This is a genomic window from Seongchinamella sediminis (assembly GCF_003457605.1).
GTDB lineage: Bacteria > Pseudomonadota > Gammaproteobacteria > Pseudomonadales > Halieaceae > Halioglobus > Halioglobus sediminis.
The window spans coordinates 119513-142187 of the sequence record NZ_QRAN01000005.1 but is presented as its reverse complement, the minus strand read 5'-3'; the positions used below and the strand labels follow the sequence as shown (position 1 = coordinate 142187).

The 22675-nt window shown below is 62.1% G+C and carries 19 protein-coding genes; 10 read left to right on the top strand and 9 right to left on the bottom strand.

Going from position 1 to position 22675, the window contains the following annotated elements; all coding sequences use genetic code 11:
- The first annotated feature begins 96 nt into the window (after positions 1 to 96).
- Both egtB and egtD read left to right on the top strand, forming a co-directional pair.
- On the top strand, positions 97 to 1338 hold the full coding sequence (gene egtB, locus DWB85_RS06505; protein ID WP_117953399.1) for an ergothioneine biosynthesis protein EgtB: 1242 nt from the start codon (positions 97 to 99) through the stop codon (positions 1336 to 1338).
- Positions 1339 to 1352: 14 nt separating this feature from the next.
- A complete protein-coding gene (gene egtD / locus DWB85_RS06500) occupies positions 1353 to 2348 on the top strand; it encodes an L-histidine N(alpha)-methyltransferase (protein ID WP_117953398.1) in 996 nt (331 codons plus the stop codon).
- Positions 2349 to 2397: 49 nt separating this feature from the next.
- Here egtD and DWB85_RS06495 read toward each other — a convergent pair whose 3' ends face one another.
- Positions 2398 to 3477 (bottom strand): SMP-30/gluconolactonase/LRE family protein, encoded by a 1080-nt coding sequence (locus DWB85_RS06495; protein WP_117953397.1) that lies wholly within the window; start codon positions 3475 to 3477, stop codon positions 2398 to 2400.
- 275 nt (positions 3478 to 3752) lie between these two features.
- Here DWB85_RS06495 and DWB85_RS06490 point away from each other — a divergent pair, with 275 nt between their 5' ends.
- The gene (locus DWB85_RS06490) at positions 3753 to 4958 is read left to right on the top strand and encodes a protein kinase domain-containing protein (protein ID WP_117953396.1); all 1206 of its coding nucleotides are present in this window, start codon (positions 3753 to 3755) and stop codon (positions 4956 to 4958) included.
- Positions 4959 to 4966: 8 nt separating this feature from the next.
- Here the strand turns inward: DWB85_RS06490 and mmuM are convergent, their stop codons facing one another.
- The 5 genes from mmuM to DWB85_RS06465 all read right to left on the bottom strand — a co-directional run bounded on the left by mmuM (position 4967) and on the right by DWB85_RS06465 (position 10843).
- On the bottom strand, positions 4967 to 5881 hold the full coding sequence (gene mmuM, locus DWB85_RS06485) for a homocysteine S-methyltransferase (RefSeq protein WP_117953395.1): 915 nt from the start codon (positions 5879 to 5881) through the stop codon (positions 4967 to 4969).
- Positions 5882 to 5923: 42 nt separating this feature from the next.
- Entirely contained in the window at positions 5924 to 7660 is a 1737-nt protein-coding gene (locus DWB85_RS06480) for a DUF885 domain-containing protein (RefSeq protein WP_117953394.1), read from the bottom strand.
- 61 nt (positions 7661 to 7721) lie between these two features.
- Entirely contained in the window at positions 7722 to 8672 is a 951-nt protein-coding gene (locus DWB85_RS06475; protein ID WP_275399903.1) for a crotonase/enoyl-CoA hydratase family protein, read from the bottom strand.
- Positions 8673 to 8710: 38 nt separating this feature from the next.
- Positions 8711 to 9781 carry an MBL fold metallo-hydrolase gene (locus DWB85_RS06470; protein WP_117953392.1) on the bottom strand — a complete coding sequence of 357 codons (1071 nt, stop codon included), beginning with the start codon at positions 9779 to 9781 and terminating at the stop codon, positions 8711 to 8713.
- 36 nt (positions 9782 to 9817) lie between these two features.
- Positions 9818 to 10843 carry a TIGR03617 family F420-dependent LLM class oxidoreductase gene (locus tag DWB85_RS06465; RefSeq protein WP_117953391.1) on the bottom strand — a complete coding sequence of 342 codons (1026 nt, stop codon included), beginning with the start codon at positions 10841 to 10843 and terminating at the stop codon, positions 9818 to 9820.
- Between the two features lie 344 nt (positions 10844 to 11187).
- Here DWB85_RS06465 and DWB85_RS06460 point away from each other — a divergent pair, with 344 nt between their 5' ends.
- The 7 genes from DWB85_RS06460 to DWB85_RS06430 all read left to right on the top strand — a co-directional run bounded on the left by DWB85_RS06460 (position 11188) and on the right by DWB85_RS06430 (position 19993).
- Positions 11188 to 12810, top strand: coding sequence for a mechanosensitive ion channel family protein (locus tag DWB85_RS06460; protein WP_117953390.1), 1623 nt, complete (start codon positions 11188 to 11190; stop codon positions 12808 to 12810).
- Between the two features lie 13 nt (positions 12811 to 12823).
- Positions 12824 to 13936: a peptidase M42 gene (locus tag DWB85_RS06455; protein WP_205422675.1), complete on the top strand. Its 1113-nt coding sequence runs from the start codon at positions 12824 to 12826 to the stop codon at positions 13934 to 13936.
- A complete protein-coding gene (locus tag DWB85_RS06450) occupies positions 13936 to 15387 on the top strand; it encodes a RimK family protein (protein ID WP_117953389.1) in 1452 nt (483 codons plus the stop codon). The genes DWB85_RS06455 and DWB85_RS06450 overlap by 1 nt, the downstream gene beginning before the upstream one ends.
- Positions 15384 to 16511, top strand: a complete 1128-nt coding sequence (locus tag DWB85_RS06445; RefSeq protein WP_117953388.1) for a peptidase C39 family protein — start codon at positions 15384 to 15386, stop codon at positions 16509 to 16511. Before DWB85_RS06450 ends, DWB85_RS06445 begins: the two co-directional genes overlap by 4 nt.
- A 107-nt stretch (positions 16512 to 16618) precedes the next feature.
- A complete protein-coding gene (locus DWB85_RS06440) occupies positions 16619 to 18460 on the top strand; it encodes a DUF3604 domain-containing protein (protein WP_239017238.1) in 1842 nt (613 codons plus the stop codon).
- A complete protein-coding gene (locus DWB85_RS06435; RefSeq protein ID WP_117953387.1) occupies positions 18457 to 18672 on the top strand; it encodes a hypothetical protein in 216 nt (71 codons plus the stop codon). The genes DWB85_RS06440 and DWB85_RS06435 overlap by 4 nt, the downstream gene beginning before the upstream one ends.
- Before the next feature lie 205 nt (positions 18673 to 18877).
- Positions 18878 to 19993, top strand: coding sequence for a Fic family protein (locus DWB85_RS06430; RefSeq protein ID WP_117953386.1), 1116 nt, complete (start codon positions 18878 to 18880; stop codon positions 19991 to 19993).
- A 366-nt stretch (positions 19994 to 20359) separates the two neighbouring features.
- On the opposite strand, the gene DWB85_RS06425 is transcribed toward DWB85_RS06430, so the two are convergent.
- From DWB85_RS06425 to DWB85_RS06415, 3 genes are read right to left on the bottom strand one after another with little or no spacing between them, the layout of a single operon-like run.
- Positions 20360 to 20755, bottom strand: coding sequence for an SMEK domain-containing protein (locus DWB85_RS06425; protein ID WP_117953385.1), 396 nt, complete (start codon positions 20753 to 20755; stop codon positions 20360 to 20362).
- Positions 20756 to 20807: 52 nt separating this feature from the next.
- On the bottom strand, positions 20808 to 22031 hold the full coding sequence (locus DWB85_RS06420; RefSeq protein ID WP_239017237.1) for a type II toxin-antitoxin system HipA family toxin: 1224 nt from the start codon (positions 22029 to 22031) through the stop codon (positions 20808 to 20810).
- Positions 22024 to 22611 (bottom strand): helix-turn-helix domain-containing protein, encoded by a 588-nt coding sequence (locus tag DWB85_RS06415; protein ID WP_117953503.1) that lies wholly within the window; start codon positions 22609 to 22611, stop codon positions 22024 to 22026. Before DWB85_RS06415 ends, DWB85_RS06420 begins: the two co-directional genes overlap by 8 nt.
- Between the last annotated feature and the right edge of the window lie 64 nt (positions 22612 to 22675).

Here is a 22675-nt window from a genome sequence, read left to right as displayed (position 1 = left end):
GCCATAACGGCAGTACCGGACGATCACTGGTGCCAACCAGCATAAACATTACGGCAAAAGCTGCTACCCTTACCGCATGCACCCGGGGAACACAGCGTGACCGACAAGCTACTCGAGTTGTATCAGCAGACTCGCCGCCAGTCAGAGGTATTCTGCGAGCCCCTGTGTGCGGAAGACTTCGGCCTGCAGGCGGAGCCCTTCACCAGCCCCCCCAAGTGGCACCTGGCCCACACCACGTGGTTTTTTGAAACCTTTCTGCTGAAGCCCTATCTCGGCGGCTACCAGAGCCCCGAGCCGCGCTACGAGGTGCTGTTCAATTCCTACTACAACGGCATTGGGGCCCAGCACCCCCGGCACCAGCGCGGCCTGCTGTCCCGGCCGACGGTGGCGCAGGTCATGGAATATAGACAAAGCGTCGACAACGCCATCCTCGAGCTGCTGCGCAAATCACAGCCGGCAGAGGAGGAGATCAGCCGGCGCCTCCGTCTCGGTATTGAGCACGAACGCCAGCACCAGGAGCTGTTTTTTACCGACCTGAAGTACTCGCTGGCGGTGAACCCGCTGGCGCCGGCCTACCTGGAAGATGGCGGGCGGCCAGCGGCTAGCGTGCCGCCCCTGGGCTGGCACGACTTCACCGGCGGCCTGTCCGAAACCGGCTTTGCAGGCGAGGGATTCTGCTTCGACAACGAATTGCCGCGTCACAAGACTTATCTGCAAGCCTTCAGTTTCGCCAGCCGGCTGGTAACCAACGGCGAATACCAGGCCTTCATTGACGATGGTGGCTATCGGCGTCCGGAGTTCTGGCTGGCGGATGGCTGGACGACCGTATGCGAACGCGGCTGGCAGGCTCCCCACTACTGGTCGGACCGGGAGGGCGAATGCCTGGAGTTCAGCCTCTATGGCCTGCGCTCCCGTCTGGACGAGGAACCGGTCTGCCACGTGAGCGGTTACGAGGCGGATGCCTACGCCCGCTGGGCCGGCGCCAGGCTGCCCACCGAACAGGAGTGGGAACTGGTGGCCTGTACTGAACCGGGGCCCAGCGGAGGCCTGGAGAATGGCTATCTCCACCCCTCCCCTGCCGATCAACGCGGCGGTATCCAGCAGTTGTACGGCAATTGCTGGCAATGGACCCAGAGCGCCTACAGCCCCTATCCCGGGTTCAGCCCCAGTGCCGATGCCATCGGTGAATACAACGGCAAGTTCATGAGCAACCAGTGGGTATTGCGCGGTGGCTCCTGCGTTTCCACAGCCGATCATGTCCGGCCCAGCTATCGCAATTTTTTCTACCCGCCGGATCGCTGGCAGTTCAGCGGCATCCGTCTGGCAAAGTCACTGTAAGCGGAAACCAAGCCATGACCACGCGACCCAAGAGCGATTCCAGTGGGACGGAGAAACCGGACAACGTCAGTTTCCATAATGTCCACCCCAGCACTGGGGACGGCGCAGAGGAGTTGCTGGCGGGATTGCAGCGAACCCGGAAGCACATCAGCCCGAAATGGTTTTACGATGAACGCGGCTCGCAGCTGTTCGAGGCCATCACCCGTCTACCCGAGTACTACCCGACCCGGACCGAAATGGCCATTCTGGAGCAAAACCGCGAGGAGATAAGCGCCCGTTGCGGCCCCAACTGTGTCCTCATAGAGCCCGGTAGCGGCAGTTGCGAGAAGGTCCGGCTGTTGTTGTCATCGCTGCGGCCGGCAGCCTACGTGCCCCTGGACATCTCCGCCGACTTCCTCCGGCAAACCGCACGCCAACTGGGCCGCGAGTATCCCTGGCTGCCGGTGACCGCGATCTGTGCCGACTTCAACCGCGACTGGTCATTCCTGCAACGGCTGCCCGGCGGCAAACGGGTGGTATTTTACCCGGGATCGACTATTGGCAACCTGGCGCCTGAGGAGGCGCGGAACTTCCTGCAGCGGGTGCGCAAGGTCATCGGTGACGACGGCGGCATACTGATTGGCGTGGACCTGCACAAGTCGAGCGGGCGCCTCAACGCGGCATACAACGATGCCAGCGGCGTCACTGCGGAATTCAACCTGAACCTGCTACGGCGGCTGAACCGGGAGCTGGACGCCGACTTCGACCCCCGCGCCTTCAACCATAGAGCCTTTTACAACGAAGAGGACCAGCGCATTGAAATGCACCTGGTGAGCAACAAGGCCCAGCGGGTACGCTGCAACGGCAGCTATATCGATCTCGGGGAGGGCGAATCGATACACACCGAAAATTCCTACAAATACACCATCGAGAGCTTTGCCTCACTGGCAGGTTTAGCGGGACTTGCCCTGCGCCAGAGCTGGCTGGACCCCGAGCGGCTATTCAGCGTCCATTACCTCTCGGCCGCCTGAATTGCGCCAACAGCGATCCGCTGGACCGGCATGGGGATAATATCGAAGGCTATCCGGGCGCCCCGAAATCAGCCACCGATATCAGCCGGTCACCGACGAAAGAGCCCATGTAGACCCGGCCGTTCTGCGGCACCGCAACAGTGGCCGCCCCCATAGGCGCGCCACGGTGCTCGAATACCGTTTCCCAGGCCATGGTATCCGGGTCCAGCGCGACGACGGCAAAGCCGGCGCCGCAGGGCTGCGCCTGATGATCGAAGCAGGACAGCAGGTTGGGCAGGCTGTCGGTGTGGGTGACCACCCACAGCCTGCCATCCGAACCCCAGGCGCTGTTATCGCCACTGGCCACCGGCGCTGTCGCCACGACCTCTGCGGTGTCTATGTCCACTTTCCATACCTCGCCTGTCATGTACATATTGGCGAACACGTATTGTTCATCCGCGGATATCTCGATGCCATTGGGCTGGTTGGCCTCGGTACCGGGAATGACCCGCAGGCCGCGCTCCCGGCTCCAGCGCCACAAGTCGCCGGTGTTACGCCCCAGCAGGCTTAGCAACAGCTCCAGGCGGCCGCCGCCATGGTGGTACATCCGGGTAAAGACCAGTTCGCCGCTGGCCAGGCCGACAACATCGTTCATGAAGGTATCCGGCCCCGCCGGCACACAGCCGCGCCAGGCCAGCCGGCTCTGTTCTCCCCGGCCGAGGAGTTCAAACATTTCAATGGCCTCGCGGCCGCCGTGATTCACCACCAGGTAGCGCCAGCGGCCATCCGCCAGCTGGTGCAGGTGGGTACCGTGGGGGCTGAATTCCGCCAGCGGGGGCGGTTCACAGCCAGCCTCGCCCCACAGGGGGTCGCCGCTATCGATCCTGCCGTCCGCCGGTGGGAACAGCGGCGTCAGCCCTTGACTCTCGGTGTCGAACAGCGACAGGCTGCCGGTGCCGTCGTGCATGCCGCCAAAATTGGCCAGCAACAGATGCCGTCCATCCGGCAGCGCGGCGATGTCTTCCGGCGTCTGCATGCCGCAAACGGGAACAATATCTCCCAGTGGCGCGCAGCCGGTGATGTGCATTGCGTCGTCGACACAGGCGCTGAGCAGGGCCAACAGCGCGAGGGGAAAAATGGCTTTCAGCATAAGGATTCCACCGGTGTTTCACTGCAACCACATAACGCGCCGGTGGGGAGCTGGTGTTGCCTCGATGCGGCGGCGAACAGGACCCCGGCCAAAGAAGTCGATTTCACACTCACTGTCATTCTCCACTTGTTATGACTTGCGGGCAGGCGGGCCTCCAGCGAAGGACCGCGTCCATGATGGCAAATCACCGGCGCAATTTCATCCCCTCCGGACCCGTCCTAACGCTGGCGGCCGCGCTCGCGATATACTGCGGGGAAACGCCAGGGTAAGCCAGCATGAACGATGGACCGTTTAATCACACCGAAACAATGAGCGCGACCGAGCCCAGTCCGGCATCCGCAGCGCCAACAGCTGGCGATTTCCCTGCCGGGGAATCGCTGCCGCAGCAGCCGGGTGAAGTCATTCTCGGCCGCTTCGAGGTCAAGCGCTACCTGGGCCAGGGCGCGTTCGGTTACGTTTTCCTGGCTTACGACCTGGAGCTGGACCGCCTGGTGGCGATGAAAAAACCCCGCCAGCAACTGCTCTCCCACTATGACAGCCTGGAGAGCTTTATCGCCGAGGCCCGTACCGTGGCGCAACTGGACCACCAGCATATCGTGCCGGTGTACGACTGCATCCGCACCCCGGAGGACGCCTGCTACATCGTCTCCAAATTCATCCGCGGCCAGGACCTCGGCCAGCTGCTGCAACAGGGCCGGATCAGCCTGCCGGAAACCGTGCGCATCATCCGCGATGCCGCCCTTGCCCTGCACCACGCCCATCTCGCCGGCATTGTGCACTGTGATATCAAACCGGCGAACGTTATCGTCGGCGCCGACGGCAGCACCCATGTGACCGACTTCGGCATCGCCTACAACCCGCAGCAGCAGTCAGGGCTGGCCGGGGATGCGGCTACACCGGCCTACATGAGTCCGGAACAGGCAGACGCCAACACCCGCGCGCTGGATGGCCGCACCGATATCTATGCTCTGGGCGTGCTGCTCTACCAGCTCATGTGCGGGCAACTGCCGTTCCAGGGTGACACCCGGGAGCAACTGGCCGTCGCGATCAGCAGCGGCGAGGTGCGTCCTCCGCGGCAGATCGATGACAGTATCCCGCGGGAGCTGGAGCGCATCTGCCTGCAGGCCATCGCCCGCGACCCGGGCCAGCGTTACACCACCGCCCTGGACCTGGCCCGTGACCTGGATGACTATTTTGGTTACGAGCCCAGCCCCATCGACGTCAGTTCGGTGGCGGTGGACGAATCACTGAATCCACTGATCGAAAAACTGGCGCAACATACCCACGACATCTGGGCACTGCAGCGCTACCAGGACGGCTGGAAGCTGGGGGATGTGCGCGACGACAGCCGCAAGACCCATCCCTGCCTGGTGGCCTATAACCAGCTGCCCGAAGCAGAAAAGGAGTACGACCGGGCGACCGTCATCGGCACGATCAAGGCGATGCTGGCGCTGGGCTACAGCATCAAGCCGGGGGACTAGGTCCCCGCTCAGGCCAGGGCCCGCCGCAGCGCGGCGACATGCGCCGGCCCGGTGCGACAGCAGCCGCCGATAATGTCGGCGCCATGCTGCCACCAGGTGCTGGCCGCGGCGGCGAATTCCAACGGGCTGCGCGTGCCCTGCCAACGACCCGTCGCGGCGCAGTACTGCTCACCGGAATTGGGGTAGACCACAATGCGCCTGCTCCAGGCGCTGCGCAGCCGGTCAATCAAAGCGGTGATATGGCCGGGCGCGGTGCAATTGACGCCCAGGGCGAAGAGCCAGGCATTGCCCGCCAAGGCCCTCGCCGCCTGTTCAATGGATTCACCGCTACTCAGGTGAGCGTCGTCCCGACAGGAAAAACTGATCCAGGCCGGTGACGCAGTTTCCGCAATCAGCCGGTTGAGGGCCAGCGCCTCGTCAATACAGGGAATGGTTTCACAGGCCAGGAAATCGGCACCGCCGGCGGCGAGGCGCAGGAAACGCTGGCGATGAAAACGGTACAGGCCGGCCTGGTCCAGGTGGTAGTGGCCCCGGTACTCGGAGCCGTCCGCCAGGCAGGCGCCATAGGGGCCGACACTGGCCGCCAGCAGCGGGCGCACTGCGGGCCGGCATTCCTCGCTGTAGCGGGTGATCGCATCCCGCCCCAGCTGCAGCGACAAATCCAGCAGCGCAAGGGCTTCTGCCTCGCTGAGCCCGAGGGCCATGAAGCCATCCACGCTCGCCTGGTAGCTGGCGCTGATGATGCAGCCGGCCCCGGCCCGCAGATAGGCCAGGTGGACGTCGCTTAGCGCCCCGGGATCTTCCAGCAGCAGCCGCGCCGACCAGAGTTTGTGCTTCAGGTCGAAACCCCTGGCCTCCAGCTCCGTGGCGAGACCGCCATCGAGAATCAGCGGCCTCGGCAGCAGCGGTAAATCAACCGTCATAAGTGCAGGCGGGGTGAGCGCCCGGGCGCGGCAGGCACCCTCTCAGGCTCCATTCTGCTGCGCCACAATCCATTCCCGTACCACCTCCTCGAGAATGGCAATCGCCACCGACCCGTTGCCCACCACCACATCGTGGAAGGCGCGCAGGTCGAAGTCCGGCCCCAGGGCCTGCTCGGCCTCGGCACGCAGCGCCTTTATCCGCAGTTCTCCTATTTTGTAGGCGGTGGCCTGCCCCGGCCAGGTGATATAGCGGTCGACCTCACTCGCCACTTCCGCCTCGGTCAGCGCCGAGTTGGCCAGCAGGTAATCGATAGCCTGCTGCCGTGACCAGCCAAAGGCATGCAGGCCGGTGTCCACCACCAGCCGGTTGGCGCGCCACATTTCATAGGTCAGCCGGCCGAAGTCGCTGTAGGGGTCGGTGTAAAAGCCGGCCTCCTTGCCCAGGCTCTCGGCGTAGAGCCCCCAACCCTCGCCAAAGGCCGCGTGATAAACCGTCTTGCGGAATTCCGGCAGGTCCAGTTCCAGGGCCAGCGCGGTCTGGTGGTGATGGCCCGGTACCGCCTCGTGCAGGGTCAGCGCCTCCAGGTTGTACAGGGGCTGGGACCGCGGGTTGCTGACATTGATAAAATAGACGCCGGCTGTACTGCCGTCTTCCGCGCCGGTCACGTAGTAGGCGCCGCGCCCTTCACTGCCGCGTATTTCATAGGTGTTGCGCGCCAACCGGCCAAAATAGCGCGGCATCAGGCCGTCCATTTTCTTGGCGATAAACGCGGTTTTTTCCAGCAGGTCCCGGGCGTCCGCAGCGTAAAAGCGCGGGTCGCTGCGGAGGAACCCAAGGAACTCGCTGAAACTGCCGGCAAAGCCCACCTGCTCGATAATAGCCGCCATTTCAGCGCGAATACGCCGGGTTTCCGCCAGTCCCAGTTCATGGATCTGCCGCGGGCTCATGTCGGTGGTGGTGAAGAAACGCAGCAGGTAAGCGTAATAGGCGTCGCCACCGGGGAGGCTGCCAATACCCACCGCCTGGCGACAGTTTGGCAGGTATACATCGGTAAAGAACGCGTACAGCTCCCGGTAAGCGGGGATCACCGCATCATCGACCAGTTGCACACCCCTTTGCCGCAGTTGCTGGCGTTGCTCTTCCGGCACCGTGGCGGGGATACGGGTAAAAGGCTGGTACAGGCTGCTCTGGCGCGGATCACTGACAATAAGCTCGGCAATGCTCTGCTCGTAACCGGTGATGGCAGCGCAATAGTGGGTATAGCCCTTGTCCACTGCCTGCTGCAGCAAGGCAATATGTTCGCGGTTGTAGCGGGGAAAGTCCTCCAGACTGACCAGGTAACGCTGGTAATCCACCAGCTCAGCGAAGGCCATATTGGCCGGCGCGGCGGCGAAATAGCTGTGATAGCCAAACAGGCTGGTGATCGGAAACAGGTGATCCCGGTACTCGTAACTCTCGCGCTCGGTCTGCCGTTCATAGCGGAACAGCTGGTAGCTTATCCGGTCCTGGCCGCCCAGCGCGTCGAGGTCGATTTCCGCCAGCCGCCGGAGCATCTGCTCGTTAAACGCCCGGCGCCGCTCACGGGCAGCGGCGTCGACCTGCGCCAGCTTGCCATCGGGCCGGTAGGCATCGGGGTCGGTGCGGAAGAACACCTGCTCCTGCTGGGCGCGCGCCCAGTGCTCGTCCAGCAGGCGGTGCAGGTCAGCGCTGTCGCTGGCCCTGGCCAGGGCGCTTGTCAACAGTGCTGCAGTCAGCAGCAGGCGTACATGCATGATCATCATATTTCCTGGGTTTCCCGCTAATTCATAACCATGGCCCCGGCCGGGCCGGGACGGACAATCACTGGCCGGCGAGCCTGTCATCCATCTCCCGTATACTTGCCCGCGCCTCGTCACCCTCGGGGATATTGCGCCCGCTGTCGCGCCAGTCAACCGCGGCCTTGAAACCCTCGGTCTGGGCGTAGCGCCGGAACCAGAGCCCCTCCGGGTTGTGGCGGGTAATGCCGTCGAACACGGTGGCCATGGTCTGGGACTGCTCCAGGCCCATGGTCAGCATAACCTGGTTGACTACCAGTTTGTGCATGGCCAGGTGACCCCGGGGAACCCCGGCGATACGTTGCGCCAGTTCCATGGTCTTGTGCTCCAGTTGCTCCTCCGGCACCACGTAATTGGCCAGGCCCCACTCGCCGGCGGTTTTGCCGTCGATCAGGTCGCCGGTGAACATCAACTGCTTGGCGCGGGTCGGCCCCAGTCGGTAGGTCCACATGGCCGTGGTGGGACAGCCCCAGACCCGGGTCGGCATGTAGCCGATACGGGCGTTGTCGGCCATCACCATCAGGTCGCAGCAGAGCGCGATGTCGCTGCCTCCGGCCGCCGCGGCGCCGTGGATCTTGGCGATGGTGGGTTTGCTGGAGCGCCACAAACTCATGAACCCTTCGGTGTTGTCCTTCATACAGGCGTAATCGACCATCGGGTCCCAGGGGTAGGATTCCTGCTGGCAGGGATGCTCCATCTGCTGTTCGGCGGAAGAGGCCAGGTCGTAACCGCCGCAGAACCCCTTGCCGGCACCCTCAACCACAATCACGTGCACCTCGTCGTTTTTCTCCGCCCAGCGCACGGCCTGGCGGACATCATCGGCGGTTTCATCGATAATCGCATTCAGTCTCTCGGGCCGGTTCAGCAGCAGCCGCGCGACCCGCGGGTTGTCTGCGTCCCGGGATATCCGCACGGTGGTCAGTTCGAGCATGTTGTTCTCCTTGAGGTGACAGTTTTCGGTAGCTTGGCAGTCGATCAGTGCTGACCGTGACAGTGACGCAGTAAGCTGCGCCGCTACAGGCCACCACGGGTCTTGATGATGTCCCCGGAGTTGGCCGGCAGGGAAAACTCGACGCCGTCTTCGCCGATGGTGTAGTCGGGAAAGATGTCCCCGGCGCCATCCAGGAACAGGGCCTTCTGCCCGGGTATGACCAGTGGCGGGACGATGTGGTAATAGAGCAGGTGTCCCACGCCGGCGTCGCGTGCGGTTTCTGCCGCCGCCACCGGGCTGGCGTGATAGTCGAGAATGTCGTGGGTGATTTTCTCGATGATCGGGTTGCCCTGTCTGCTGGCCACCGCGCTCATCATGTTCACCAGATTGGGCGCCAGCGCCTCGTGCACCAGCAGGTCAACGCCCCGGGCAAACTGTTCGATATTGGCCAGCTTGACCGTATCGCCGGTAATCAACAGGGAGCGGCCCCGGTAACTGAAGCGATAGCCCACCGCGGGATCCACCGGCGAGTGGTCTACCGCCAGCGCTTCCACCGTCAGGCCGCCGTCGTCGATGACCGTTGCCAACTCGCCCATGGCGGGCTTGCTGAAGGGTCTCGCCTGGAGCCCGGCGCCGCTGCGGGGCGCGACGCTGTCGCCGTGGTGCTGGTGGCGGTAACGGAAATCCTGGGCGTAGGCGCTATTAAAGCCATCCACAACCTGCCCGACGCCCTCGGGGCCGTAAACGGGCAGCGGCCGGGTGTTATCGCCACCCGCCCAGCGCAGGGTGGCCAGTTCACCCAGACCGTCGATGTGATCCGAGTGGAAATGGGTGAGGAAAACGGCCTCGATATTACCCACCTGATAGCGCATGCGGCCGAGGTTGCGGGGACTGTCCGTGCCCACATCGACGACAAACAGGCGCTTACCCGCGACCACCGCTACACAGGGTCCCGAGGCCTTCGGCGCAGGCAGCGGTCCGCCGGCCCCGCACAGCGCCAGGTGCAGCCCGTCTTCCAGTTCGTTCACCCGATCGGCGAACAGCCGCTGTTCAATCCCCCGCTCCATAATCCGGGCAGCGATGTTGGCTCGCTGGCTGTAAACAAGCAGGCCGATGACGGCCATGACCACCAGTACCGCGAGTGATTTCTTCATCACTTACTCCTTGAGCAGCTTCGCTGAACGCAATAATCACCCGGCAGCGTGCTTGATTGCCGCGGCAATCTCCTGGCTGAACTCACCGGCACTGTAGCCCTCGCCGGAGTACACCGTGGTCTGGCAGGCATCGAAAACATCCCCGTAGCGCTGCACCAGCTTGCTGCCTATTTGCTGCGGTTCGCCAACAACGGCGATCTTCTCCAGCAGGGTATCGTCGACACACTGGCCCATTTCCGGCCACCTGCCCTGCTTGGACAGCGCATTCAACTCCCCCTGCAACTCGCCGTAGCCCACCGATTCGAGCACACCGCGGTAGGCGGGCGTCGAGCCATAAAAGGCGATCTGGTTCAGCGCCGCCAGTTTCACTCTGGCAAACTCCTCCTCGGTCTTGCCGGTAACCAGGAACGGGGCGCCGACAATCTTCAGTTCTGAGCGATCGCGTCCGCCTTTTGCCAGACCGGCTTCGATGGCCGGCAGGGTCACGGTGCGAACGTACTCTTCGGTGGTAAAGGCATGCAGCAGCACACCGTCGGCCACCTCGGCGGCGTTTTCCGACATCAGCGGCCCCACCGCCGCCACCAGTACCGGCGGTGCGCCGTGCTCGCCATCCAGCGGTGTGAACATGGGCGTCATCAGCGTGTGATGGTAAAACTCGCCCCGAAAATCCAGCGGCGCGCCCTCGTACCAGGCGGCCCAGATCGCTTTCAGGGCCATGACATACTCCCGCATCCTGGCAGCCGGTTTTGACCACGGCATGCTGTAGCGCTTCTCGATATGGGGCTTGATCTGCGAGCCTATACCCAGCATCAGCCGTCCGCCGGACAGGGAATTGACATCGTGGGCCGCCAGCGCCAGGGTCATCGGTGACCGGGCGAAGGCCACCGCGATACCGGTCATCAACCGGGCCCGCTGGGTACCGGTCGCGGCGAGCAGCAACTGATTAAGGGGATCGTGCCCCAGTTCTGCCGCCCCGATCACATCGGCGCCATTGCTCTCCAGTTGCCCCGCCTCGGCGGCAATTTGCGGCAGTGGCGCAGTAATCCCTGCAATTATTTCCATATCTATATCTCTTGCCCGTTATTGAATGCCATGAACAATGCTGCAGCCGGTCCCGGCGTGAGTGTTAAGAATGACGCCCATGGTTGCGTGGGCTCGAGTAAAACGCAAGACCCGCGCCGAGACAAAGCTACAAGCAGATAGAGTACCGCTCAATTAAGCCAGGATGGAGACGGCTGCCCGGCGCTCGGTGAATGGGCCAGTACCCGGCGACGTTGCTGGCCGTAAACGCGGCCGCCACGGGTCGATTTTCCCGGCCGGCCGCCTGTGTCTAAAATCACAATATTGACGCTGGACTGCCTGGCGGTGTGGGCCTGAAATAGTGGCCGGTTATTAAGGAGCTGGATATGGCGAGATTACCCTTGCGGGCGACTACCCTGGTCCTGTTGCTGCTGGCACTGGCTGCCGGCCTGGCCACTGCGTCTGACGACCGGGTACATTCAGCACCGGTCGTGGTAGACGGCCACGTGTTGCTGCAGGTACGCGGCATCGCCGCAGTGCCCGCCGACTCGCGTGCCGACAGCATAAGCGATGCGCTGATCGAGGCCGCCGACAATCCCGAAATCGATCCCGACGATGCTTCTCTGGTGACTCGGGATGACGGCGGCGTCGAACTGCGCTTTGGCGGACAGCGTGTCGCCACCCTGTTTGCAGTGGATGCGGCGCTGGAAGACGTGCCACTGGATATTCTCGCCGGCGCCACCGTGCAGCGCATGCAGCGGGTCATCGTGGAATATCGCGAGGCACGCACACCAGAGCGCCTGCTGCGCAGTACCGGTCTGCTGGTCGCATTCACCGCAGCGGCAGCGCTATTGCTGTGGCTGGTACTGGCGCTGCTGGGGGCGGTGATCCGCCTGGTTGAGCGGCGCATCAAGGGCCAGATAGAACGCCTGGAGCAGGCCTCCCACTGGATGATCCACCGGCGCCAGATGTGGGCCATCTTTGGCGGCATAACCCGTGCATTGCGCCTGGTGGCCGTGGTCGCCATCGTCCTGACCTGGGCCAGTACCGTGCTGGGCCTGTATCCCTGGACACGTCACCTGGCAATGAGCATCTTTGCCCTGGTGCTCGATCCGCTGCACCAACTCGGCAGCGGTTTGCTCAACAGTATCCCCGACATCGCCTTCCTGGCTGTCCTGGTGTTCGTGGTGCGCCTGCTGCTGCGCGGCCTGCACACATTCTTCAAGCGTGTCGAGTCCGGCTGGATAAGACTGGAGAATTTCGAGGCTGACTGGGCCATGCCCACCTACCGGATCGTGCGGGTCGCGGTCATCGTGCTCGCCCTCGTCGTCGCCTATCCCTACATTCCCGGCTCGGAATCCCAGGCATTCAAGGGCATCGGTATTTTCATGGGCGTGATTCTGTCCATCGGCTCGACTTCCTTCATCTCCAATCTGCTCGCCGGTTACAGCCTGACCTACCGCGCTGCCTATCGCGAGGGTGACCGGGTGCGCATCGGTGACCAGAGTGGCGAAGTAGTGGACATACGGGCGATGAACACGCGACTGCGGACCCTGAAGAATGAGGAAATCAACATTCCCAACTCCATCGTCCTTAACAGTGCGATAGTGAATTACTCTGCCTACGCCCGCCAGGATGGCCTGGTACTGTACACCGAGGTCGGTATCGGTTACGACACTCCCTGGCGGCAGGTGGAGGCCATGTTGAAAATGGCCGCCGAGCGAACGCCGGGGATAATGCGCGAGCCGCCAGCCTATGTCTTGCAGAAACGCCTGGGGGATTTCACGGTGATCTACGAGCTGAACGCCCATTGCGATAACGTGGCGCAGATGAACCAGCACTACTCGGACCTGCACGCCAATATCCAGGATGTTTTCAATGAGTATGGTGTACAGATCATGTCACCCAATTATGAACACGATCCCGAGCAGCCCAAGCTGGTGCGGCCGGAAGACTTTTACACCGCCCCGGCGAAGCCGCCGGCGGCGGACCCCTCCCCGCTTGCATGACAGGTTGGCCGCAATGACGACACAAACTATTGAAGCCGGTAGAAACAGGCGCGCGCCGGCAGCGAAGCTGGCCCAGCGCTACCTGAACCTGCTGGCCCACCTCGCCCGCTATCCCTCGGTGGTGGGGGCCGAGCACGCATTTTTCCGCGTACTGCAGCGCGAGCTCGAGGAGCGCGGTGCCCGGGTCACCTGGTACGAGGGCCTGCTGGTGGCCCAGGGCAAGGCGCCGGACAGCCTGTACCTGTCGGCCCATATCGACCGTCACGGACTGATATGCACGGGGCCCAACGAGTTCCAGTATGCGGCCTTCGTCGCCGGGGCTCGCTCGGACCTGCTGGGCAACTCGGTGAGCGAGCAGTTGATGCGCAAAATCGTCGGCCGCTTCAGCGACGAACCGGTATACGCCTACGAACCCTGGTCCGGCATCTACCGCGGCCGCGGCGGCATCGAGCGCAGCTACATCTGCGAATTCCGCAACAACCTGATTTTTGAGCTGACCGGTCTGGAGCACCTGGTTGCCGGCACCCCGGTGGCCTTCCAGGATGACGTCCGCGTGGACGAGACCTCCATCGTCGGCCAGCTCGACAACGTGCTCACGGCGGCGGTACTGGTTTACCTGTTTGAGCTTGGCTTCCAGGGCACGGCGTTTTTCACCGCCCAGGAAGAAGCCGGCAAAAGCTGGCGCTACCTGCTGGAATGGTTCCGCCGTTTTGGCGGCTCCACCAACCAGCTCATTGTGGTGGACACCAGCCCCTTCCCGGACTTTGAGGCCGCCAGCCAGCAACAGCTGGTGTTGCGCAACCGCGACGCCAATGCCGACTTCAATCCGCTGCTGACCGACCGCATGGCGGCCATGGCCGAGCAGTTGGGCATCAGCTTCTGTCACAAGGACCTGCTGGTGGAAGCCGACAACCGCAAGCTGGTGGCCCGCGGCGAGGAGCCCCGCTCCCTAGGCTCCACCGAGCTGGGGCGGATCATCTCCGGCTCCAGTGGCCTGGTGGATGGCACCACGGTGCAGGTTCCCACCTCCAACTATCACACCCTGCAGGAGGAGGCGCCGCTGGGCTCGGTTGCGGCCATGATTCGCCTGCTGGCCGCCTATGCCGGCCTGGGACGTGCGCACTGATGGAAAAGACCCTCATCGTGGTTGACGACCCGGCACCGTTCCGGGCGCGCAATATCGAGGTCATCGATTTCGACACTTACCTGCACGACTATCCCCGCCAGGGCGAGGGACCAACCCGGGTGATCAACCTGTGCAGCACCGAGCACTACCTCAGCCGCGGCTACTACTGTTCCCTGCTCGCCGAAGCCAGGGAGCACCGGGTGCTGCCCAGCGTAAAGACCATCAACGCCCTGCGCCTGATGCAGCAGGACGCCGGGGGCCTGATCCAGGTCGCCCGGGATCACCGTGACCTGGCATCCGGCGACCTGGCCGGGACCCACCTGCTACTGTTCGGCAATTGCCCCGAGCCGCGGCTGGCGGACCTGGCCCGGCAGGTGTTCCTGCAGTACCCGGCGCCGATCCTCGAATTGACGCTAACAGAGGCCGGCGACCGTATGGACCTGGTCCTGCGCCGGCTTTCGGTGGAGGACCTCGATGATGCCGGCCAGCAGTCCATGCTCGACGAGCTGGAATCCTTCGCCCGCGTGGCCTGGCGCCGTCATCCCAGGCGCAAGGTCAATCGCTGGGACATGGCGATACTGGTAAACCCCGACGAGAAAGTACCGCCCAGCAACCGCGAGGCGATCAAGCGCTTCATCAAGTCGGCGGCGCGCCACAACATCCATGCCGAAGCGGTGCAGGCCGGGGACCTGGGCAATATCTCCCAGTACGACGCCCTGTTCATCCGCGAGGGCACGGCCATCAATCACCACAGCTACGAACTGGCCTGCCGGGCCGAGGACGCGGGGCTGGTGGTGATAGATGACCCAACGTCCATACTGCGTTGCTGCAACAAGGTTTTCCTCCACGATGCCTTCGACTACCGCGGAGTCCCCAGCCTGCGCACGGAAGTGGTAGCAGACGCTAGCCCTGCCACGGTCGAGCACCTGGAACAGACCTTCGGCTACCCCATGGTGCTCAAGCTGCCCGAGGGTTCCTTCTCCAGCGGTGTGTTCAAGGCAACGGATCGCGCCGAGTTGGAGCAGCGACTCAGTGAATTGCTCGATAGCACTGCCCTGGTACTGGCACAGGAGTATCTGTATACCGAGTACGACTGGCGCATCGGCGTGTTGAATGGCCGTGCCCTGTTCGCTTGCCGTTACATGATGGCCAGGAACCACTGGCAGATTTACAACCACGATGCGCGCCGCGATTTTTCCGGTGACTTCGAGACCCTGGCAACCTTCGAGGTGCCGCGCCCGGTGCTGGACAGCGCGCTCAAGGCCTGCGCCATTATCGGCAACGGACTCTACGGGGTAGACATCAAGTATCACCAGGGCAAGGCCTACGTGATAGAGGTCAACGACAATCCCAGCATTGATCACCGGGTGGAAGACGCCTACCTGGGCCGGGAACTGTACATGCAGGTGATGGGTGAATTCCAGCGCCGGCTGGAGGCGCGCGGACGATGAGCAGCGCTGCCGCGTCAGTTGCCGGGCTGGCCTTTCGACCGGCAGCGCTGGCCGATCTCGACGCCCTGCTGCAACTGGAAGCGGCGTGCTTCGCCACTGACCGCCTCAGCCGGCGCAGCTTCCGGCGCTGGCTGCAGGCGCCCCACGGCAGCCTGCTGGTGGCCGAGCGCGACAGCACCCTGCTCGGTTATGGCCTGATCTGGTGTCACCGCGGCACGCGGCTGGCCCGGCTGTACTCGCTGGCGGTGGATCCCGCTGCCCGCGGCCAGGGTGTGGCATCGGGGCTGCTGCAGGCGCTGGAAGCCGCCGCCGCCCGGCGCGGACGCCTGTTCATGCGGCTGGAGGTAGCGGCAAGCAACAGCGCGGCCATAAGGCTGTACGAGAACAGCGGCTACCGCGCCTTTGGCGCCTACCCGCACTATTATGAGGACGAGGGCGATGCGCTGCGGATGCAGAAGACCATCCAGCGGGTGGCCGCGGCACCGGGCGCCCGCAGCATGCCCTGGTACCCACAGAGCACCGAGTTCACCTGCGGCCCGGCGGCGCTGATGATGGCAATGGCCGGCCTGGGCGCGGACCTCGCCCTGGAACAGGCCCTGGAACTGGACCTGTGGCGCGAGGCGACCACCATCTACATGACCTCGGGCCACGGTGGCTGCCACCCGCTGGGTCTGGCGTTGGCCGCGGCACGGCGGGGTTTTCACGCCGAGGTGTATATCAACAGCAGCGAGCCGCTGTTTCTCGACGGCGTGCGCTCGGACAACAAGAAGCAGGTGATGACAACCGTTCACAACCACTTTGTCGAGCAGGCCGTCGACCTCAATGTCGGGATAGTCCATGCCGAAATCGACATGACGCAGATTGGACAGTGGCTGGAGCAGGGATGCGCAGTGCTGGTACTAATCAGCACCTACCGCCTCGATGGCCGCAAAAGCCCGCATTGGGTAACGGTCACCGCCATCGACGAGCACTGCCTGTACGTGCACGACCCCGATGTCAGTCGCGAGGACCAGTTCGCCCTGGACTGCCAGCACCTGCCCATCGCCCGCGACGACTTTGCCCGCATGGCGAGCTTCGGGGCGGCGCGCTTGAGGACGGCGCTGGCGATCAGGGTGGAGGGATGAATAGCTACCACGCCAACTGAGCGACTGGGCATGAGGCGTATTTGGGCAAACTGGCGAACGACTGCTACTCTGTTAGCAGGGATTACCCCCAATATAGGAGCCTAACCGTGTCCGGAACCCCTCATTCTCTCGCGGCCGCCCTGCTTTATTCAGGCCTGTTAGCCGCCTCTGCAGCCATTGCCAGCGATGACTATCCACGCCAGGCCCTGTTCGGCGATACCCACGTCCACACCGGCTGGTCGGCGGATGCCGGCATGGACGGCGCGGTGCTGGACCCTTTCCAGGCCTACCAGTTCGGCCTCGGCCAGGAGGTCACCTCCAACACCGGCATAAAAGCCCGACTGGAGCGCCCCTTCGACTGGTTCATGGTTACCGACCACTCCGACGGGATGGGAACCATCAACGAAATTGTTGCCGGCAACCCGGAAATGATGGCGAGCCCTGTCCTCAGGCGCTGGAGCGAGGCCCTCAAGGAAGGGGGTGCGGCGGCGGCTTCAGCCAAAAGCGAGTTGGTGCGCATGCAGTCCAACGGTCAACTACCCAGCCAGGTGACTGACCCCAAGTGGATGGATTCCGCCTGGAGCAAGACCATTGAAGCCGCTGAGCAGTATTACAAGCCGGGCGAATTTACCACCTTTATCGCCTATGAGTGGACGGTCAACGCCGATGGCGGTGACAACCTGCACCGCAACGTGATTTTTCGTGATGGGGCCGGCCGGGCCTCGCAGGTCCGCCCCCTCACCACCTTTGAAACCCAGGAGCCGAAAAAGCTCTGGGCGTGGATGCAGGCCTACGAGGATAAAACCGGGGGCCAGGTACTGGCCATTCCCCACAACGGCAACATGTCCAACGGCCGCATGTTTGAAGAACAGCAATTCGATGGTTCGCCGATGACCAGGGAGTGGGCCGCAACCCGCGCTCGCTACGAGCCGCTCTACGAACTGACCCAGATAAAGGGCCAGAGCGAGTCCCACCCCCTGCTCTCACCAGAGGACGAGTTTGCCAGCTGGGACCTGTGGGACCGGGGCAACCTGGTCCTGGTACCCAAGCCCGATGGCTCTTTCCCGAGGGAATACTGGCGCGAGGCACTGAAGGTGGGCATGCGCATTGAAGGTGAGCTGGGGGTTAACCCCTTCCGCTATGGCGCCAACGCCGGCACCGATACCCACACCGGACTGTCTACCACCGAAGAGGACAACTTTTACGGCAAGTTCAAGACGCTGGAACCGCGCGGGGAGCGCTGGGATTTCCCCCTGCTGGAAGGCGAAACGGATAACTACATGGGCTGGGAAATGGCCGCCTCCGGCGCCATGGGCGTATGGGCAACCGAGAACACCCGGGAAGCCATCTGGGACGCCATGAAGCGCCGGGAGACCTTTGCCACCACCGGCCCACGCATGACGCTGCGTTTCTTTGGCGGCTTCGATTTCAGTGAGTCCGACCTCAAATCCGACCTGGCCAGGGCGGGCTATGCGCGGGGCGTGCCAATGGGCGCAGACCTCAAGGCGGACGGCAAGGGCAGCACACCCACTTTCATCGTGGCCGCCCAACGCGATCCCCAGGGAGCTACCCTGGACCGGGTACAGGTGGTTAAGGGCTGGGTAGACAGTAAAGGGAATCTACAGGAACAGATTTACGATGTGGCCTGGTCGGGCGATCGCCAGCCCGATGCCGATGGCAAACTGCCGCCGGTGGGCAATACCGTGAACATGGAGAAAGCCAGCTACGACAACAGCATCGGGGAAGACGCTTTCGTCACCGTGTGGACAGACCCGGACTTCCGGGCCGGGCAACGGGCCTTTTACTACCTGCGGGTCCTGGAAATCCCGACACCGCGCTGGACGCTCTACGACAAGGTCCGCTTTGGCGCAAAGATGGACGACTCGGTACCGCTGGTTCACCAGGAGCGGGCTTTCAGTTCCCCTATCTGGTATGTGCCGCCGGGTTGATCAATCGGGAAGTTTCGGATGAATGCCCGTTCCCCGATTGGAGCGTAGAGCCCCGAATCCATATCCAGCGCGAGAAGGACCTCGCGGAAATCCCCCTGCTGCGCATCACCAATGCCAGCACCACCGAAGAAAAGCTGGCTGCCATCGTCGAGCGCTTCACTAATCTGGGCTACGCGAGGCCCCGCAAGGTCGTCTGCGCCTTTACAGAATAAAATAAAACCAGATAAATCAGATAGATACGATATTAACAGGCACAATAATCTAATTACAGCACAACACAATAAACTAATCCTAGGACACGCAAGAGAGCCACCAAGCGGAGATTAACCACCCTATTCTCCGCATCATCAGCGGAGATTATTATTGACTATGCAGAGAATACAGGTCATATTATCCGCATAGTGTGCGGAGTTTATAATGTATATCTGGGGACGACAGGACTGGCCGAACCTCACCTGGGATAACGATATTCTGGCCCGTCCGCTCGCAAAGGTTTCCAGGGAACAGGGCCGCCTGCTCGGCAAGATGGAAGGGCTCGGCTTCGAACTCCGCGATGAAGCGCATCTCCATACCCTGACCGAGGACGTCGTCAAGACCAGCGAGATCGAAGGCGAGACCCTGGAGCGCGATCAGGTCCGCTCCTCCATCGCCTGCCGTCTTGGCATGGATATCGGCATCGGCGGCCTCGTCCCCGCTGACCGTGACGTCGAGGGCGTCGTCGAAATGATGCTCGATGCCACCGGTAACTACGACCAGCCCCTCACCGAGGACCGCCTGTTCGGCTGGCATGCCGCCCTCTTCCCCACAGGAAGAAGCGGCATGCATAAAATCCTTACCGGCCAGTGGCGTGATGATAGCAGCGGGGCGATGCAGGTCGTCTCCGGCCCCCTCGGTAAACAAAAAGTCCACTACGAAGCCCCGCCCGCAGACAGACTGCCGGAAGAAACTGCAAAATTTCTGGAATGGTTCGAAAACCCCGGCGACCTCGATCCGCTATTGATCGCCGGGCTCGCGCATCTATGGTTTGTGACGCTGCACCCTTTTGATGACGGCAATGGCCGCATCGCCCGCGCCCTCGCCGATATGGCCCTCGCGCGTGGCGAAGGCTCGGCGCAGCGCTTTTACAGCATGTCGGCTCAAATCCGCCTGGAACGCAATGATTACTACGATACGCTGGAGAGCAGCCAGAAAGCCGGGCTCGATATCACGCCATGGCAGATGTGGTTCCTGGGCTGCCTCGGCAGGGCCGTTGACGGCGCGCAGGAGACACTGACAGCCGTCATGGACAAGGCCCGCTTCTGGGAGCAGTTCGCAAAAGAACCGCTGAACGAGCGCCAGATCAAAGTGCTCAACAGGCTCATGGATGGCTTCGAGGGCAAGCTCACCACCTCGAAATGGGCCAGGCTGGCGAAATGCTCACAGGACACGGCTTACCGCGACATCCTCGATCTGATCGAGCGCGGCGCGCTGCAAAAGGACCCTGGCGGCGGACGCAGCACCAGCTATTCCATCCGCACAAAAAAATCAGAATAACGCCACCGGTTTATGCACTATAGAAGCCCGTACCAGCAGCGGCCTTAGTGGATCGCAGATCGTCAACGCCATGACGGCCTATGCCGTCGAATATGACGTAGAAATCCCCTACCCTACACAGCCGTTTCCGGGGGCACCGAATAAACGCACTGTCCTTCGAAAGAACATCATGGCGTTTTCCCCGCGCCAGCAATTCAGGATCATCAAGGAGCTCTGCGATCACAAAGGCCTGCCGCTTAATTCAAGTGCGGAGATCAAGGATCTGAAAATCAAGCTGGTCACCAAGTACGGCCACCTCGCCAGCAGCGATCAGGCCTCGGAAATCAACCAGACCCTGATCGAAGAAACCCGGCACTGGCTGGACGGCTACCCCGATATCCTCACGGACGCAGGCTTCACAAAAATCGGTGACTGGGTCATCGATGGTGACTCCAGGGCGTCGCCGAGATCGTGGCCAAGATCGAGCAGAATGATGATCTGGGTGGCGGCGGTTTCATCGAGATCATCGAGCTCTTCGTACCACCGGGGGACATTGCCCTGGTGGATATGGACGGCGTCTGCCAGACCCACAAGGCAATTCTGCGCACCGGAATTCAGCTTGCGTAAATTGGCGAGCCCGTAGAGTTCCTTGAATATGCCGCAAAAGACATCCTCGCATATCTTGTTGATATCGAGGTAGCCCATCGCCACCGCACTCTCGACTTCCCGCGAGAGTGAAGATAGCTCCTCACGGAACTGGTTGATAGCTTCTACATGCTTCAAGCGAAACGCCCGTCCCTGCCCATTACAGCTTGTCCCTGATCATTATGCCCGCTCACGCCAGCGGCACCGTCCCCAGATGCTTATCAATTGTCGATACCACATCGGGATAGAGAGGTAGATTGTTTTTCTCCTCTGCCCAGTACCGGTGAAACAGCTCTACCGTCTCCCTGGCGGTATCGAGCACCAGCGCTTTGGCGAGCTCGACCCTACCGGCAAGATGAACGAGTTCCTCTTCATCAAAGCTGTCAAAGCGCTTGGTGCGGCTGACGCTCAGTGCAGAACCGCTATCGGCGATGTAGGGAATCGTCGAGAGAAAATCATAGGCAGGCGCGAGCCGTGCTATCCGCTTATCCGGATAGTAAACAGACCAATTCTTGATATGCATGTCGGCATTGCCGATCAGGGTATTGAAGACGAGCCGCCGGATGAACTCGCGGATATCGGCATCATCACTCTCTGCCGCCACCACATTCGCGATATTGACCATGCTCGCCTTTTTGTGCTTGTCCTTCGGGTAGATCCCGAATATCTGCGCGAAGTCTTCAATATGTACGCTGCTGCCATCCGTGAGGCGATCAAAGCGCTCGATGGCGAGCGCCTGCCCGCGCATCGCCCCGACATCTTCGGGCAACCCGCCGATATCGGCGACATCGACGAGCTCCAGCGCGGGCACGTTCATGCCGATCTTGCGCGCCAGCGTCATCATCGAGAATTCATTCTCGGGGACGCCGTCATATTTCTCCGAAGGAAGCTTGACGATCCAGGAACCGCCGACCCCTTTGGCGGGAATGGTCAGGCCACCGTCGGCGCCTTCAAGCGCGGAGAATTTGAGCTGCACACCGGCAAGCGAAAAGCGCAGCGCCTTCTCCTTGCGTTCGCGCACCGCTTCTTCATCGAGCGACTGCCCTGCTTCGGACGGCCATTCTTCTGCATCGGCGGGCCGGACAGTAACGGCACCTGGCAGATCATTCCCCAGGACCCAGAGCAGGAAGAACTCGCGCTCGGGATTCACTCCCGCCCGCTCGGCCAGATACTCCCGCAGCCGCTCCTCGGGCAAGAGATTGGAAAAGAACGGCATGATCCGGGTCTGGTAAGGCCTGAACTCGGTGAGCAACTCGCCGAACTTGTCCTTGAATCCCAGCCCTAATACGGGCCGGTTCTGATCGGCGATGTACTCTTCATTAAAGGCGAACAGACTGCGATCACCCTCGACCCGCGTCAGCGTACCGATGGGCTCGCCGTATAGAAGCACTTCAAGGACAGAGACCTTAGCCATCATCGTCCTCCAGACTGTAGGCAGAGCGGCTCACCTGCCGAAGTTGCCCGGTAGGAGAATGTACCAGTTCATTGCGCAGTTTTTGGACCTGATCAAGTACACTGATCAATCGCTTTAGATCAGGATGCTTGTACACCTTGTCGAGCTCTTTTTGCAGTTTCCTCACGCTACCCATATAAGAATCCGGTATAGGCAATCGCATCAAGTCGTGAACACGGCTTTGAAGCTGAGAGGCCTCCTTCGGTGAGCCATATTGGTCGGCGATTTTATCGGCGAGTTTTTCGAGCTTGGCCAGATCGTCATTCAGAGCGAGGCTGGTCAGGCTGGGAATATCAGACGTGGCGCTTCGAACGATGGACTTTACCGCCGGAACGGTCTTGCGCGGCACCAGCGCCAGCTCAAGGTCCAGGGCACGGGCGATCTCGGTCAGGCTGGACACACGCAGGTCCACCCCGGCATTCTCGATCTTGGAGATATGGCTCTGCGGCACCCCTGCCAGCTTGGCGAGCACGCGCTGGCTCAGCCCCTTGCCTTCACGGGCTGCCTTGAGCGTCCTGGAAATCTCGATTAACGTATCCATATCACAGCTACCGATCAATTTTAATAGATCACTAAACACCATATATCTATATTTATAGATCACG

What these genes read in the sequence shown, in the direction of transcription:
- egtD (WP_117953398.1), top strand. Translation starts at nt 1,353, where the DNA reads ATGACCACGCGACCCAAGAGCGATTCCAGTGGGACGGAGAAACCGGAC.
- DWB85_RS06480 (WP_117953394.1), bottom strand. Translation starts at nt 7,660, where the DNA reads ATGATCATGCATGTACGCCTGCTGCTGACTGCAGCACTGTTGACAAGC.
- DWB85_RS06460 (WP_117953390.1), top strand. Translation starts at nt 11,188, where the DNA reads ATGGCGAGATTACCCTTGCGGGCGACTACCCTGGTCCTGTTGCTGCTG.
- DWB85_RS06445 (WP_117953388.1), top strand. Translation starts at nt 15,384, where the DNA reads ATGAGCAGCGCTGCCGCGTCAGTTGCCGGGCTGGCCTTTCGACCGGCA.
- DWB85_RS06420 (WP_239017237.1), bottom strand. Translation starts at nt 22,031, where the DNA reads ATGGCTAAGGTCTCTGTCCTTGAAGTGCTTCTATACGGCGAGCCCATC.
- DWB85_RS06455 (WP_205422675.1), top strand. Translation starts at nt 12,824, where the DNA reads ATGACGACACAAACTATTGAAGCCGGTAGAAACAGGCGCGCGCCGGCA.
- DWB85_RS06490 (WP_117953396.1), top strand. Translation starts at nt 3,753, where the DNA reads ATGAACGATGGACCGTTTAATCACACCGAAACAATGAGCGCGACCGAG.
- DWB85_RS06470 (WP_117953392.1), bottom strand. Translation starts at nt 9,781, where the DNA reads ATGAAGAAATCACTCGCGGTACTGGTGGTCATGGCCGTCATCGGCCTG.
- DWB85_RS06415 (WP_117953503.1), bottom strand. Translation starts at nt 22,611, where the DNA reads ATGGATACGTTAATCGAGATTTCCAGGACGCTCAAGGCAGCCCGTGAA.
- DWB85_RS06465 (WP_117953391.1), bottom strand. Translation starts at nt 10,843, where the DNA reads ATGGAAATAATTGCAGGGATTACTGCGCCACTGCCGCAAATTGCCGCC.
- mmuM (WP_117953395.1), bottom strand. Translation starts at nt 5,881, where the DNA reads ATGACGGTTGATTTACCGCTGCTGCCGAGGCCGCTGATTCTCGATGGC.
- DWB85_RS06430 (WP_117953386.1), top strand. Translation starts at nt 18,878, where the DNA reads ATGTATATCTGGGGACGACAGGACTGGCCGAACCTCACCTGGGATAAC.
- DWB85_RS06450 (WP_117953389.1), top strand. Translation starts at nt 13,936, where the DNA reads ATGGAAAAGACCCTCATCGTGGTTGACGACCCGGCACCGTTCCGGGCG.
- DWB85_RS06495 (WP_117953397.1), bottom strand. Translation starts at nt 3,477, where the DNA reads ATGCTGAAAGCCATTTTTCCCCTCGCGCTGTTGGCCCTGCTCAGCGCC.